At 75.3% G+C, this 13499-nt stretch carries 10 protein-coding genes and 1 tRNA gene; 5 read left to right on the forward strand and 6 right to left on the reverse strand.

What is annotated here, in order from left to right; all coding sequences use genetic code 11:
* Positions 1 to 28: 28 nt before the first annotated feature.
* Positions 29 to 238, reverse strand: coding sequence for a hypothetical protein (locus Q0848_RS11430; protein ID WP_299037640.1), 210 nt, complete (start codon positions 236 to 238; stop codon positions 29 to 31).
* Positions 239 to 354: 116 nt separating this feature from the next.
* On the opposite strand from Q0848_RS11430, the gene Q0848_RS11435 reads away from it, so the two are divergent.
* Complete coding sequence (locus Q0848_RS11435; protein ID WP_299037642.1) at positions 355 to 987, forward strand: Pr6Pr family membrane protein; 633 nt, start codon at positions 355 to 357, stop codon at positions 985 to 987.
* Between the two features lie 29 nt (positions 988 to 1016).
* On the opposite strand, the gene Q0848_RS11440 is transcribed toward Q0848_RS11435, so the two are convergent.
* The 4 genes from Q0848_RS11440 to Q0848_RS11455 all read right to left on the reverse strand — a co-directional run bounded on the left by Q0848_RS11440 (position 1017) and on the right by Q0848_RS11455 (position 5512).
* On the reverse strand, positions 1017 to 1787 hold the full coding sequence (locus Q0848_RS11440; protein WP_366146569.1) for a carbohydrate ABC transporter permease: 771 nt from the start codon (positions 1785 to 1787) through the stop codon (positions 1017 to 1019).
* 116 nt (positions 1788 to 1903) lie between these two features.
* The gene (locus Q0848_RS11445; RefSeq protein WP_299037646.1) at positions 1904 to 2779 is read right to left on the reverse strand and encodes a carbohydrate ABC transporter permease; all 876 of its coding nucleotides are present in this window, start codon (positions 2777 to 2779) and stop codon (positions 1904 to 1906) included.
* A gap of 37 nt (positions 2780 to 2816) precedes the next feature.
* Positions 2817 to 4202, reverse strand: a complete 1386-nt coding sequence (locus Q0848_RS11450) for an ABC transporter substrate-binding protein (protein WP_299037648.1) — start codon at positions 4200 to 4202, stop codon at positions 2817 to 2819.
* Between the two features lie 83 nt (positions 4203 to 4285).
* Entirely contained in the window at positions 4286 to 5512 is a 1227-nt protein-coding gene (locus Q0848_RS11455; protein ID WP_299037650.1) for a PfkB family carbohydrate kinase, read from the reverse strand.
* 129 nt (positions 5513 to 5641) lie between these two features.
* On the opposite strand from Q0848_RS11455, the gene Q0848_RS11460 reads away from it, so the two are divergent.
* Together Q0848_RS11460 and Q0848_RS11465 are read left to right on the forward strand one after the other, a co-directional pair.
* On the forward strand, positions 5642 to 6430 hold the full coding sequence (locus Q0848_RS11460; RefSeq protein WP_299037652.1) for a DeoR/GlpR family DNA-binding transcription regulator: 789 nt from the start codon (positions 5642 to 5644) through the stop codon (positions 6428 to 6430).
* Entirely contained in the window at positions 6427 to 7827 is a 1401-nt protein-coding gene (locus Q0848_RS11465) for a 6-phospho-beta-glucosidase (RefSeq protein WP_299037654.1), read from the forward strand. Before Q0848_RS11460 ends, Q0848_RS11465 begins: the two co-directional genes overlap by 4 nt.
* Before the next feature lie 83 nt (positions 7828 to 7910).
* Here Q0848_RS11465 and Q0848_RS11470 read toward each other — a convergent pair whose 3' ends face one another.
* Positions 7911 to 10757, reverse strand: a complete 2847-nt coding sequence (locus Q0848_RS11470) for a sugar-binding protein (protein WP_299037655.1) — start codon at positions 10755 to 10757, stop codon at positions 7911 to 7913.
* 249 nt (positions 10758 to 11006) lie between these two features.
* Here Q0848_RS11470 and Q0848_RS11475 point away from each other — a divergent pair.
* A tRNA-Lys gene (locus Q0848_RS11475) sits at positions 11007 to 11079 on the forward strand.
* A gap of 316 nt (positions 11080 to 11395) precedes the next feature.
* Complete coding sequence (locus tag Q0848_RS11480; protein WP_366146570.1) at positions 11396 to 13306, forward strand: BCCT family transporter; 1911 nt, start codon at positions 11396 to 11398, stop codon at positions 13304 to 13306.
* The last annotated feature ends 193 nt before the right edge of the window (positions 13307 to 13499 follow it).

Consider the following 13499-nt stretch of genomic DNA (forward strand, 5'->3'; position numbering starts at 1 on the left):
GGGGCGAGCACTCGCCCTCGGGGTGGGCTCAGACGCCGGCGGGCCGCTGGGCGTAGGCGACCTCGGGGTACTCGATGCCGCAGCCGGTGCAGCGGTACCAGTCCATGCCGCTGACGACGACGCGCAGGTCGGCGGGGGCGCCGCAGTGCGGCAGGTAGCAGGTGCGCTGCGGGGCGGCCGCGCGCTGCGCGGGGATGCGGGCGGCGGTGCGGACGACGTGCAGGGTGCTGGCGCTCATGGCTGGGTCCTGTCTGGGTGTGCGAGCCGGCTCCTGTGCGTCCGGCGACTCCCCGGGCTATCGGTACGTCGGGGACGGTCCTGGAACACCAGGAGTCGTCCCGTACCTTCCCGGCGGTGGACGACAGGGCGCAGCGGACGTGGTGGGGGCTGACCGGGGCGGTCGCCGGGGTGCTGGTCGTCCTGCAGGTGGGCCAGGCGCTCACCTCGGGCGAGCCGGAGGTGGGCGCCCGCCTGGTGCGGACCCTCAGCTACTTCACCATCGACACGAACGCGCTCGTGGCCGTCCTGGGCGTGCTGGTGGCCCTCCGCCCCGAGCGGAGCGGGCCCTGGTGGCGCGCACTGCGCCTGGGCGCCCCGCTGTGCATCGCGATCGTCGGCGTCGTCTACCACGTCGAGCTGCGCCGGGTGGGGCTGACGGGCCTGGACCTCGTGCTCGACGTGGGCCTGCACTACGTCGTCCCCGCGCTGGCGGTCGTCGGCTGGCTCGCCCTCACCCCCCGCGGGCTGGCCGACGCCGGCACCGTGCTGCGCGTCCTGGTCTACCCCCTCGCCTGGTGCGCGTGGACGTTCGCCCACGGCGCGGTGACCGGCTGGTACCCCTACCCCTTCCTCGACGTCACCCAGGTGGGAGCGGGCGGGGCGGCGCTGGCGGTGCTCGTCGTGGCGCTCGTGCTGGCCGTCCTGGCGGGCGCGGCCGTCGTCGTCGACCGCGCCGCGGCACGTCGCGCCGTCCGCCCGCGCGGCTGACCGGCGCGCCCGTCGAGGGGCGGCGCCCCTCACTCGCGGACGGCGCCCTCGAGCATCCCCCGGATGAAGTGGCGCTGGAGGACGAGGTAGACGACCACCACCGGCAGCGCCACGAGCACCGCGCCGGCGGCCAGCAGCGACGTGCCCTGCGTGTACTGCCCCTGGAAGAGCGCGAGGCCCAGCGGGGCGGTGCGCAGCTGGCCGGCCGGCGCCATCACGAGCGGGATGAGGAACTCGTTCCACGTCCACATGAAGACCAGCAGCACGAGCGTCGTGATGGCCGGTCGTCCGATCGGCACGAGCACCGACCACAGGAGGCGGTGGGGGCCGGCGCCGTCCAGGCGCGCGGCCTCGATGAGCGAGCGGTTGGTCGTGCGGAAGTAGGCGCGCATCCAGTACGTCCCGAAGGCGACGGACTGGGCCACCTGCGGCAGCGCGATGCCCCAGACCGTGTTCGTCAGCCCGAGGCTGCGCAGGTCGAAGAACAGGGGCACGACGACGGCCTCGGCCGGGACCATGATGCCGAGCAGGAACAGGTAGAAGAGCACCTCGCGACCGCGGAACTCCATGGTGCCGAAGGCGTACCCGCTCATGATCGACAGCAGGACCGCCGCGACCACGACGACGACGGCGACGAGCGCGGACGTCGCCATGTACTGCCCGAAGCGGCCCTGCACCCAGGCGTCGGCGAAGTTGGCCACGCGCGGCCCGTCCCCCGCCGCGGCCGACTCGGGCGACAGCGCCGCCACGAGCACGGTGACGACCGGTCCGAGCGCGAGCAGCGCGAAGACCACGAGCACGACGTAGCTGGCTGCGCGGTGGGCCGCCGAGCCGCGCGACGGCCCCCGGGCGGGGCCGGCTGCGGCGCCGCGGCCGGCTGCGGCGCCGGGGCGGGCTCCGCCGAGGACGGGCGCGCTCACCGCTGCCGGTCCGCGACGCGGTTGACGACGAGGTTGATGCCGAAGATCAGCACGGTCAGCACCACGCCCACGGCCGCGGCGGCACCCACCTCGCCCAGCTCGAAGGCGCGGCGGTACACCTCGTAGCTCGGCACCGTCGTGGAGGTCCCCGGCCCCCCGCCCGTCGTGACGTACACGAGGTCGAAGGTCTTGAGCGCGGCGATGATCGTCAGGGTGAGCGCCACGGCGATCTCCGGGCGGATGGCCGGCAGCGTGATGGCGCGCAGCTGCCGGGCCGGACCGGCGCCGTCCAGGCTCGCGGCCTCGTAGAGCTCGGGGGGCACCCGGGCCATGCCCGCCATGAGCAGCACCGTGACGAGACCCGTGGAGTACCAGGTCCCGATGACGCCGACGGCCGGCAGCGCGGTCGCGTAGTCCCCGAGCCAGGTCCGGGTCAGCCCGTCGAGCCCGACGGCGCGCAGCAGCTGGTTGAGCGTGCCGTCGGGGGCGTAGATCCGCCGCCACGCGACCGCCACGACGACCATCGCGATCACCTGCGGCAGGAAGACCACCGTGCGGAACAGCGGGAGCCCGCGCACGCGGGAGCGCACGAGCAGGGCCGCCAGCACCAGGCCGATGAGCAGCGGCAGCAGGGAGAAGAAGCCGATGAGCACCAGCGCGTGGCCGAAGGCGTCCCGCAGGCCCTCGTCGGTCAGCACCGCGGCGTAGTTGGCCAGGCCGACGGGCGTGCCGACGGTGAGGCCGTCGTAGTCGTAGAAGGAGAACTGCACCGCCCGCGCGAGCGGGTAGAGCAGGAAGGCGCCGTAGACGGCCAGCGCGGGGGCGAGGAAGAGGTAGGGCGTCAGCCGTCCTCGCGGCGAGCGCCCCCGCACGGGGGCGCTCGCCGCGGCTCCGGGCCGGGCCGCGGCCTCAGCCGCCGCTGGAGGTGAAGTCGGCATAGTCCTGCTCGAGCGCCTCGGCGGCCTGCTCCGGCGTCAGCTCACCGGCCAGGAGCCCCTGCAGCGTCTGGCCGAGGGTGTCGCCCATGGTCGGCGTCGCGTAGTCGAGGTAGGGCAGCAGTGCGCCCTCGGAGCTGACGTCGTCGAAGGCCGTGTAGACGTCGGACAGCAGCCCGCTCTCGGGGGCGTAGGAGGCGGTGTCGACGACGGGCAGGTTGCCGGTGTCCGCGAGCACCTGCATCGCGTCGTCGCTGGTGAGGAAGTCGAGGTAGGCGGCCGCGACGTCGGGCTCCTCGGCGGCGCTGGTGATGGAGAAGGGGATGCCCGTGCCGCCGGTCGTGGCCAGCTGCCCGCCGTCGGCCGGGGGCGGGGCGAAGAAGCCCGCGTCCTCCCCCATGGCCTCCTGCAGGTCCGGGGCGAGCCAGGAGCCGGCGATCAGGAAGACGCCCTGCCCGTCGGCCAGCTGCTGCCAGGCGGCGTCGTAGTCGGTGCCGTTGACGCCCTCGTTGAACCAGCCCTGCTCCTGCCACGTCTGCAGCTGGGTGAGCGCCTCGAGGTTCTCGGGGGTGGTCCAGCTGGCGCCCTCGTTGCCGAGACCCAGCGCCTGGACCTCCTCGGGGGCGACGTGCGCGCCCTGGACGGCGCCGAGGACGTGCCCCGCGGGCCACCCCTCGATGTTGCCCAGGAGCAGCGGCGTGCGGCCGGCGTCGGCCGCCGCCTGCAGCGCGGCCTCGAAGTCGGCCCACGTCTGCGGCACCTCCAGGCCCAGCTCGTCGAGGGCGCTGCGGCTGTAGTAGACGCCGACGACCTCGCCGACCTGCGGCAGGCCGTACAGGGAGCCCTCGCCGAACACCCGGCCGTCGCCGGAGTACGTGGAGTACTGCAGGACGCTCTCGGGGTAGCGGTCCCGCCAGCCGTACGCGTCGGCGTAGGCGTCCAGCGGCACGAGCTGGCCGGACTCGACGAACTGGCCCATGGTCGCCCGCGCGTTGTTGGTCTGGACGACGTCGGGGGCGTCGTCGCCGGTCAGCGCGAGGCGCAGCGTCGTCGACAGGTCGTCGAAGGACTGCGAGACCCGCTCGATCGTGACGTTGGGGTTCGCCTCCTCGAAGGCGGCGTTGAGCTGGGTGATCTGCTCGTCCTGCCCGCCGCGGACCTCCTGGTCCCAGACGGTGAGCGTGACGTCGCCGACGTCGGAGACGTCCGTCGACACCGGGCCGCTCGGAGCGGGCTCCCCGGAGCCGTCGTCGGAGCCGGCCCCCGGCGCGCACGCCGTCAGCACGAGCGCGGTGGCCGCGGCCAGCCCGACCGCTCGCGACGCCGCCCGGGGGGCGGCCCATCTCGCTCGGGGTGCCATCGGGTCCTCCAGGGGGTCGGGGAGCCCGGGCGCGTCAGCGCGCCCGGCGGACGTCGTGCGGGGGTGCGACGACGGAGCCTGCCTCACAGGTCCGACGCCAGGGCGAAGGTGGCCTCGGCGCGCCGGACGGCGTCGACGGGGTCCGGGGGCAGCAGCTCGGCGAGGAACCCGTAGCGCCGGGCCAGCTCCTGCGCGGCCGGCGCACCCGTGGCCGCGCGGGCCGACGTCGCGGCCCACCAGTCGGCGATGTCGCCCCAGCCCGGCGCGGCGAGGGAGCCGCCGAACTGCTGGACCGCGAGGGACGCCGAGAGGGCCGCGAAGGCGAGGCGCTGCTCGAGCGGCCACCCGGCGAGCGTCCCCAGCACGACCGAGGCGCCGAAGACGTCCCCGGCGCCCGTGGGGTCGACCGCCTCGACGGGCACGCCCGGCACCCGAGCGCTCTCCCCCGTCGTCGCGTCGACGGCGAGCGCACCGTCGGCGCCGCACGTCACGACGGCGAGCGGCACCCGGTCCGCGAGCGCGGCGAGCGCCCGCTCGGGCGAGGAGGTGCGCGTGTAGGCCATCGCCTCGACCTCGTTGGGCAGGAAGGCGTGGCAGCTCTCGAGGCGCTCGAGGACGGCCGGGTCCCAGACCCCGCTGGGGTCCCAGCCGACGTCGGCGAAGACCGCCGCGCCCTGGTCGCGGGCCACGAGCCACCACGGGGCGTCGGCGGCGCCGTCCGGCGACGTCGCGGCGCAGGGCTCCTCGCCGTGCGGCAGCGCGAGCTCGGTGATGACGGCCCGGGACCGCGGCGGGACGCCCACCAGCTCGGCCTGCGGCACGGGCAGCGGGTGCCCGTGGGTGACCATGCTGCGGTCGCCGTGGTGGGCCATGGACACCGTGACCGCCGAGTGCCAGCCGGGGAAGACCCGCGAGCGCGAGAGGTCGACGCCCTCCTGCTCGCAGAGCACCTGCCAGCAGAAGCGCCCGTAGACGTCGTCGCCGAAGCCGGCGGACAGCCCCGTGCGCAGCCCCAGCCGGCTCGTGGCCACCGCCAGGTTGGCGATGCCGCCCGGCAGCGACCCCATGCCCGTCGTCCAGACCTCCGTGCCGGGGCTCGGGGCGGCGTCCAGCCCGGTGAAGACCATGTCGAAGAAGAGCTGGCCCGACAGGAAGACGTCCAGCGGCGGCGGGCGGGTCGGGTCCTCGAGGCGACGGGCTCCCGCGAGCGGGTCCCAGCGGCGCCCGGCCGGGCGGCGCGGCGAGGTCGGCCCCGGGTGCGGGGTGCCGCCCCGGGGGTCGGGGTGCTCCACGCCTGCGCCCGTGACCATGCCGCGCCCCCTCACCCGCTCGTCGTCCACCTGGGCGAGGACGCTAGTGCCGGCGGCACGCTCGGACAAGGGCGATCGTGCGCACTGGTGCGCGCTCGTGCGCGGGATCCGTGCGCTAGCGTTCCGCGCATGCTCAGCGCGACGCGCCAGACGGAGATCCTCCGCCGGCTGCGACGCACCGGCGAGGTGTCGGTGCAGGCCCTCGCCGCGGACCTGTCCGTCAGCGCCTCGACCATCCGGCGCGACCTGAACGCCCTCGACGCCGACGGGCGCCTGCGCCGGGTGAGGGGCGGGGGCGGCAGCGTCGAGCCGGACGAGAAGCCGTTCCGCGACGTCGCCCGCCAGGCGCCGGACGCCAAGGACGCCGTCGCGGCCCGCGCGGCGGAGCTGGTGCAGGACGGGGACGTCGTCGTCGTCGACATCGGGACGACCACCGAGCGCCTCGCCCACCACCTCGCCGGGCGCCGCCTCACGGTCATCACCGCCAGCCTGGCCGTCGTCGACGTGCTGCGCGAGGACCCCGACGTCGAGCTCGTCGTCCTCGGGGGCGTCCTGCGCCGCTCCTACTGGTCCATGGTCGGCACCCTGACCGAGCAGGCGCTGGGCCAGCTGCAGGCGCACGTCTGCTTCCTCGGCACGAGCGGCGTGCGCGCCGACGGCGTCGTGCTCGACTCGACCGGCATCGAGGTGCCGGTCAAGCGGGCCGTCGTCGCCGCCTCGCAGCGGGTCGTCCTGCTCGCCGACGGCAGCAAGTTCCCCGGCACGGGCCTGCTGCCCGTCTGCGGTCCCGACGCCGTCGACGTGCTGGTCACCGACGACGGCGCCGACGACGCCACGCTGGCCGTCTTCGAGGCCGCCGGCACCGAGGTGCTGCGAGCCTCGGCCGCCCCCACCGCCGCAGGAGGACCGTCCGCATGAAGCTCGTGCTCGTCGGCGGGGGCGGCTTCCGCGTCCCCCAGGTGGTCGAGGCGGTCGGCGCCGCGGACGCCGCGGTGCGCGTGGACGAGGTCCACCTCCACGACGTCTCCCCCGCCCGCCTCGCCGTGGTCCGCTCCGTGCTGGAGCAGCTGGCGCAGCGACTCCCGCACCCGCCCCGGATCAGCGCCGGCACCGACCTCGACGAGGCGCTGCGCGGCGCCGACTTCGTCTTCTCCGCCATGCGCATCGGCGGCACGGCCGGGCGCGTCCTCGACGAGCGCGTGGCCCTCGACCTCGGCGTCCTCGGCCAGGAGACCGTGGGCCCGGGCGGCCTGGCCTACGCGCTGCGGACGCTGCCGCACGCGCGCCACCTCGCCGAGCGCGTGCGCGCGGTCGCGCCCGACGCCTGGGTCATCAGCTTCACGAACCCGGCGGGGATCGTCACCGAGGCGATGCGGGCGGTGCTCGGCGAGCGCGTCGTCGGGATCTGCGACACGCCGATCGGGCTGGTGCGCCGCGCCGCGCGCGCCGTCGGCGCCACCAGCGAGGGCGTCACCTTCGACTACGCGGGGCTCAACCACCTCGGGTGGCTGCGCTCGCTGCAGGTGGACGGCCGCGAGCGGCTGCCCGACCTGCTCGCCGACGACGAGGCCCTGGACGGCATCGAGGAGGCGCGGACCCTGGGGGTCGACTGGGTGCGGACCGTCGGGGCGCTGCCCAACGAGTACCTCTACTACTACTCCTACCCGCGCGAGGCCACCGAGCGCCTGCGCGCCGCCGCGCAGACCCGCGGGCAGTTCCTCGACGCGCAGCAGGGCGACTTCTACGCCCGCGCCGCCGCCCATCCCGAGCGGGCGCTGGAGACCTGGGAGTCGGTGCACCGGGCGCGCGAGGCCAGCTACATGGCCGAGTCGCGTCCCGAGCCGACCTCGGTCTCCGCGGCCGGGGCCCCCGTGGGCGGCGGCTCCGCCGCCGAGGGCGCCGGAGCCGGGGACCGGCGCGCCGAGGACCTCGAGGGCGGTGGCTACCAGCGGGTGGCCCTGGACCTCATGGCGGCGCTCGTGACCGGCCGGACGGCGACGATGATCCTCGACGTCGCGAACGACGGCGTCCTGCCCTGCCTGCCCGACGAGGCCGTCGTCGAGGTCCCGTGCACGGTGGACGCCGAGGGCGTGCACCCGCACGCCGTGGCCCCTCTCACCGGAGACATGCTCGGGCTGGTGCAGCAGGTGAAGGCCTCCGAGCAGCTGCTGCTCGAGGCGTCCGCCACGCGCTCGCGGGAGCTGGCCTGGCGCGCCTTCGCGGCGCACCCGCTCGTCGACTCGGTCGCCGTCGCGCGGCTCCTGCTCGACGGCTACCGCGAGGCCCTGCCCGAGGTCGGCCGCGCGCTGGACTGACGACGCCCGCCCCGCCCACCAGCGGTGGACGGGGCGAGGTCGCGCGCCGCCGGCGGGTGCGGGGGCACCGCCGGCGGCGCGGGTCAGCGGACGGGCGCCACCGAGGCCAGCGTGCCGCCGTCCGGAGCGGTCGAGGCGGCGAGCACCCGCAGGCCGCGGACGTCACCGGCGCCGTCGGGCAGCGGGATCCACCACCGCGTCGGTCCCGACCGCTCGAGGTCGACCACCCGGCCGGCGACGACCTCCTGCGCCACGTCGTCCCAGACCCACAGGTGCATCTGCGCCGGCCCGGTCGCCCGCACGGTCGCCACCACCGCGTCGCGCCGCTGCACGGCGTCCCGCAGCCAGGCGCGCTGGCCGGCCGGCGCCGCCGGGCCGCCGGCGAGCGGCACGTCGTCGAGCACCGCTTGGGCGATGCTGGGCGGGGACTCGACGCTGGCCAGCGCCGTCTGCGGGATGACGGGCGCCGAGGGCTCGCTCGAGCGGTCGGCCGGCGGGGCGTACCCGTCGAGGCGGACGACGCCCCAGCGGTAGGGGTCGCCCTGGACGCCCTGCCAGGTGGACCAGCCGAGGCGCGTCTGACCCGTCTGGTCCTGGGTGTCGGAGTCGTAGACGAAGAGGTCGACCGCCATCGCGTCGGGGTCGACCGCCGCGGGCAGCAGCTCCAGCGGGATGGTCGCCTCGAGCGTGTAGCCGGCCGAGCCGGTCGAGGGGTCGTCCAGCTCGACGGCCACCTCCATGCCCGGCGCCGTCTCCGCGCCGGGGCCCTGGCGGTTGTCCGCGTCGCGCGAGAAGCACGGGCCGCCCTCCGTCGTCTCGGGCAGCACCGCCGCCTTGAAGGTCGTCGAGGTGTTCTCCGCGTCCCCGCGGGGGTCGATCGCGATCTCGACGGAGTCGGTGCGCCAGTGGCGCTTGCAGTCGGCGGCGTCCAGCACGGAGCCGCGGACGTCGTCCTCGACGCGCACGAGCACCGACAGGGCGTCGTCGTGCCAGGACAGGTGCGCCGTGGCCGAGCAGTCCGCGGCGGACTCGCACGCCTGCCCCTCCCAGACGCGCGAGAGGTCCAGCTCCTCGCCCGGGTGCTCGTGGTCGTGCCCGACGCCGTCGACGACCGGCGCCGCGTCGGTCTGCGGCGCCACGGTCGTGGGCACGAGCTCCAGCGCCGGCGAGCTGGTGCTGCTCACGCCCCCCGCGGTGGTCGTCAGGGTCACGGCGTAGTCGCCGCCCTCGCCGCCCTCGTTCGACGTCGGCAGCGCGGCGTCGGAGTTCTCCACGACGAAGGGGACGACGACGCTCTCGCCGGGAGCCAGTGCCGTGAAGGGCTTCTCGAGGGCGTCGGCGCTGAAGCCGGGGGGCAGCCCCAGGGCCGTCGTGCCGTCCTGCGGCTGGGCGCTGTCGTTGGTGACGACGACGTCGACCTGCTGGGTGCCGCCGGACGGCATCGTCGTCACCCGGCGGACGGTGCCCTGCAGCTCGGGGAAGCCGGTCCGGCGCGCCCAGTCCTCGTGCTCGGCGACGCGCTCGAGCGGTGCCAGCTGCCCGCGCACGGGCGCGGCGGCCTCGACGACCTGCGACGCCCACCCGCTCCCGACCTCGCTCGACAGGCTCGCCTCGAGCCGGACGCGCTGGCCGGGCGTCGCGCCGGCGGGCGCCGTCACGACCAGGGTCGCGGCCGCCTGCTCACCGGCGTCCACCACGCCCAGGTCGCCGTCCCCGGTGACCTGCCACCCGTCCGGCGCCGCGAGCGAGACCGACGCGGCGCCGAGCGCCTCCTCGCCGGCGCCCACGCGGACGACCACCTCGGTCGGCTCACCGGGCACCACGCGCAGCCCGGGCGCCTCGACCTCGAGCGTCGTGCCGAGCGGCGCGGCGCCGGGACCGCGGACGAGCGCCCCCTGCAGCGCGGCGTCCGGCTGCGCGGCCGCCTCGGTGCCCGGCTCGGCCGACGGCACGCGCGCGTCGACCTGCGTGAAGTAGTCGCACCCGAGCGCGTCGGGGTCCGCCGGCACGTCCGGGAAGGCGGCCCAGCCCTGGGAGACGTACTGGCGCTGCGCGTCGCGCTCCACCTGGCCCCAGGTGCGGCCACCGGGCGCCCGCGCGCCGCTCCACACCCCGTAGACGGTCTGGGTGGGGTCGGTGAGCTCGACCTCCGACGGGCAGGACGGCCCCGTGGCGCGGGTCCCGGCGACGGTGTTGAGGAGCACCCGATCGGGGCTGAACGGCTCCAGCCCCTCCTCGGTGACCTGCTCGGGGAAGGCGTCCGGGTCCCCCGCCAGGTCGTAGGCCTCCAGCGCGAGGCGCGCGGCCTCCTGGTGGTTGCCGTGGTTGCCCGGCGACGGCGCCGGGTTCATCGTCATCACGACCTCGGGACGGGTGGTGCGCACGACCCGCACGACCTTCTCCAGGACGTCGTCGTGACCCCAGATCTCCTGCGTCAGCGGTGCGCTCACGGTGTAGTAGAAGTCGACGTCGTCGAGGTTGTAGACGTTCTCGACGCCCGCCATCCCCACCGCCGAGCGCTCCTCCACCTCGCGCAGCAGGCCCAGCGCGGGCCCCTCCTCCGGCCCGACGGCGTTGCCGCCGCCCTCGCCGCGCGTCACGGTGATCACGCCGGAGCGCACGTCGTGGTCCTGGCGCCACTTCCCCAGGCTCGACAGGGCGCTGGCCTCGTCGTCGGGGTGGGCCCCCACGAAGAGCACGTCGAGGTCGACGGGCTCCCCCGCGGAGGTCGTCGCCGGCGGCGGCGTCCCGCGACCGGCGCGAGGGACCTCCGTCGCGCCCGCCGGTCCGGTCCCTGCGAGGAGCCCGGCGCCGAGCACCAGGGCGCCGGCGCCCGCCACGGGCGCCGAGCGCCACCTCCGGACCGTGCTCCCGGCCCGGGAGGCCGAGGTCCTCCTCTGCGCCATGACGGGCTCCTTCGCGGTCGACATGTCGGGTGCCGACCATCCTGTCCCCGCATGACCGGTCCTGACAAGGACTGGATGAAGCTGACGCAGCTGTGCGCGTTCGTGCGCGCACCGCAGTGCTGACCCCGGCTGCTCGTCCGCCCGCCCCGCCGCCCGGTGGACCGGTGCGGGCGCCGGTGGCTGCACGAGGACGCCCTCTACGCCGTCCTCGTGCAGCCACCTCACGCGCGACGACCCGCGTAGCGTGTGCCTGCGCGCGGTGACGCCGTGCCGGGGCCTCTAGCTCAACTGGCAGAGCAGCGGACTTTTAATCCGCGGGTTGTGGGTTCGAGCCCCACGGGGCTCACACGACTGCGGGCGCTCCTCACGGCGACGACGTCCGGCCGTCCACCGGAGGACCACCGATCGGGGTGCGCACGTGCGCCGACGGCAGGTGCCTTCCCACCGTGCCGCCACGGGCCGACGCCCCGGCGGCACCCGGGCCTGCCGTGACGCCTGGACCGCGCGGCGGCCGATGGCTAGTGTCCGCCCCCGTTGTCGTGCGACGAGAGGCTCCCCGAATGTCCACTGACGCGCAAGAGGATCGACCGGACGAGGCCACCAGAGCAGGTGGCTCCGCCCTCCGCCGGTCCGTGCGGCGGACCGAGGACGCCCTGTCGAGCCTGGACTACCGGGTCCCGAAGTACCCGCACGACACCCACCCGGCCCTCGTCCCCGGGATCAGCATCGACGAGCAGCGCCGCCGCTACTCCGTCTCGAGGTTCGTGCTCGCCCTCGCGGGCACCCTGACCGTCGCCTTCGTGGTCTGGGGCGTCGCCTCGCCCGACACGGTGGCCACCGCCGCCCAGGCGGCCTACGACTGGGCGACGACGAGCCTCGGCTGGATGTTCAACCTCGTCGCGGTCGTCGTCCTCGTGGCGCTCCTCGGCATCGCGCTGTCCCCGTACGGGAAGATCCCTCTGGGCAAGGAGGGCGAGAAGCCGGAGTTCGGGACGTTCTCGTGGACCGCGATGCTGTTCGCGGCAGGCCTCGGCGTCGCCGTCCTCTTCTGGGGCCCGGCGGAGCCGCTCACGTACTTCATCACGCCGCCGCCGCTGACCAACGAGGCCGAGACCGTCGACGCGCTGCACTACGCCTTCGCGCAGACCTACTTCCACTGGGGCTTCCACGCGTGGGCCATCTACGCCGTGATCGGTGGCGCCGTGGGCTACGCCGCCTACCGCCGCGGGCGCCCGCTCCTCGTGTCGTCCGTCTTCCGGACGCTCTTCGGCGCTCGGGCCACCGACGGCGTCGCCGGCAAGCTCGTCGACATCTTCGCGATCGTCGCCACGCTCTTCGGCACCGCCGCGGCGCTCGGCATCGCCGCGCTGCAGATCGGCGCCGGTGTCAGCATCGTGTCGGGCGGCGGACCGGCCACGAACACGGTCCTCGTCGCCATCATCGCCGTCCTGACCGCCTGCTTCGTCGTCTCGGCGGTCTCGGGCGTCGCACGGGGGATCCGGCACCTGTCCAACGCCAACATCCTGCTGACGCTGGGCATGCTGCTGGTCGTGGTCGTCCTCGGACCCACCCTGTTCCTGCTCAACCTCGTCCCGTCGGCGATCATGGAGTACCTCGGGTCCCTCTTCGACCTGATGGGCCGCTCGCTGTCCTGGGGGGCGGAGACCCAGACCTTCCAGTCGACGTGGACCGTCTACTACTGGGCCTGGTGGATCTCCTGGGCGCCCTTCGTCGGGATCTTCATCGCTCGCATCTCCCGCGGTCGCACCATCCGGCAGTTCCTCCTGGGCACCATCTTCATCCCCTCCGCGCTGATCTTCGTCGCCTACGGGGTCATGGGCGGCACGGCGATCTCCATGTACCGGGAGGGCGCGCCCGGCTTCTCCGACGACATGGCAGCCCCGCAGGTGCTCTTCGCCATGATCGACAACCTGCCGCTCGTGGCGGGCTGGCTCCCCTACGTCGCGATGGCGATCCTGGCCGTCTTCTTCATCACCGCGGCCGACTCCGCCTCGATCGTCATGGGCATGCTCAGCACCAGGGGCTCGCAGAGCCCGCCGCGCCCCCTGGTCGTCTTCTGGGGGCTCGTGATGGCCGGGATCGCCGTGGTCATGCTGACGCTCGGCGAGGGCCTGGCGCTGCAGGGCCTGCAGCAGCTCGTCATCGTCACGGCCGTGCCGTTCGCGCTCGTGCTGCTCCTGGCCGTCGTCGCCTGGTTCCGGGAGCTGCGCACCGACCCGATCGCCCTGCGCCAGCACTACACCCGCTCGGCGCTGGAGAACGCCGTGACCGACGGCATCGAGCGCTACGGGGACGACTTCGCGGTCCAGGTCGGCAGGACCGAGCGCGACCGGGGAGCGGGTGCGGACGTCGACTCCCACAGCGCGCAGTACACCGAGTGGTACCAGCGGCGCGACGAGGACGGCGAGCCCGTGGGGTACGACTTCGCGACCGGCGAGTGGGCCGACGGCTACCACGACGGCAGCGGAGAGCCACTGCGCCCCTCGCCGGACGGCGCCCCGGCCGAGACGTCCGGCGAGGCTGCGCCGCCGCCCGCGGCGCCTCGGCCATGACCTCGTCGACCCCGGAGCAGCGACCCGGCGCCGTCAGAGCTGGGGCCGCATGACGGGTGCGCGCCGGCGCTGAGGCCGTGGACGTCGTCCACCGACCCGGAGCAGGTCGCCGACACCACCCGCGTCGCCGCCTGCACCCGGCCCCTGCCCGAGGACGCCGTGGCGGAGGCGCGTGGACGAGGAGCCCCAGATC

The organism is uncultured Pseudokineococcus sp. (assembly GCF_947495735.1).
GTDB lineage: Bacteria > Actinomycetota > Actinomycetes > Actinomycetales > Quadrisphaeraceae > Pseudokineococcus.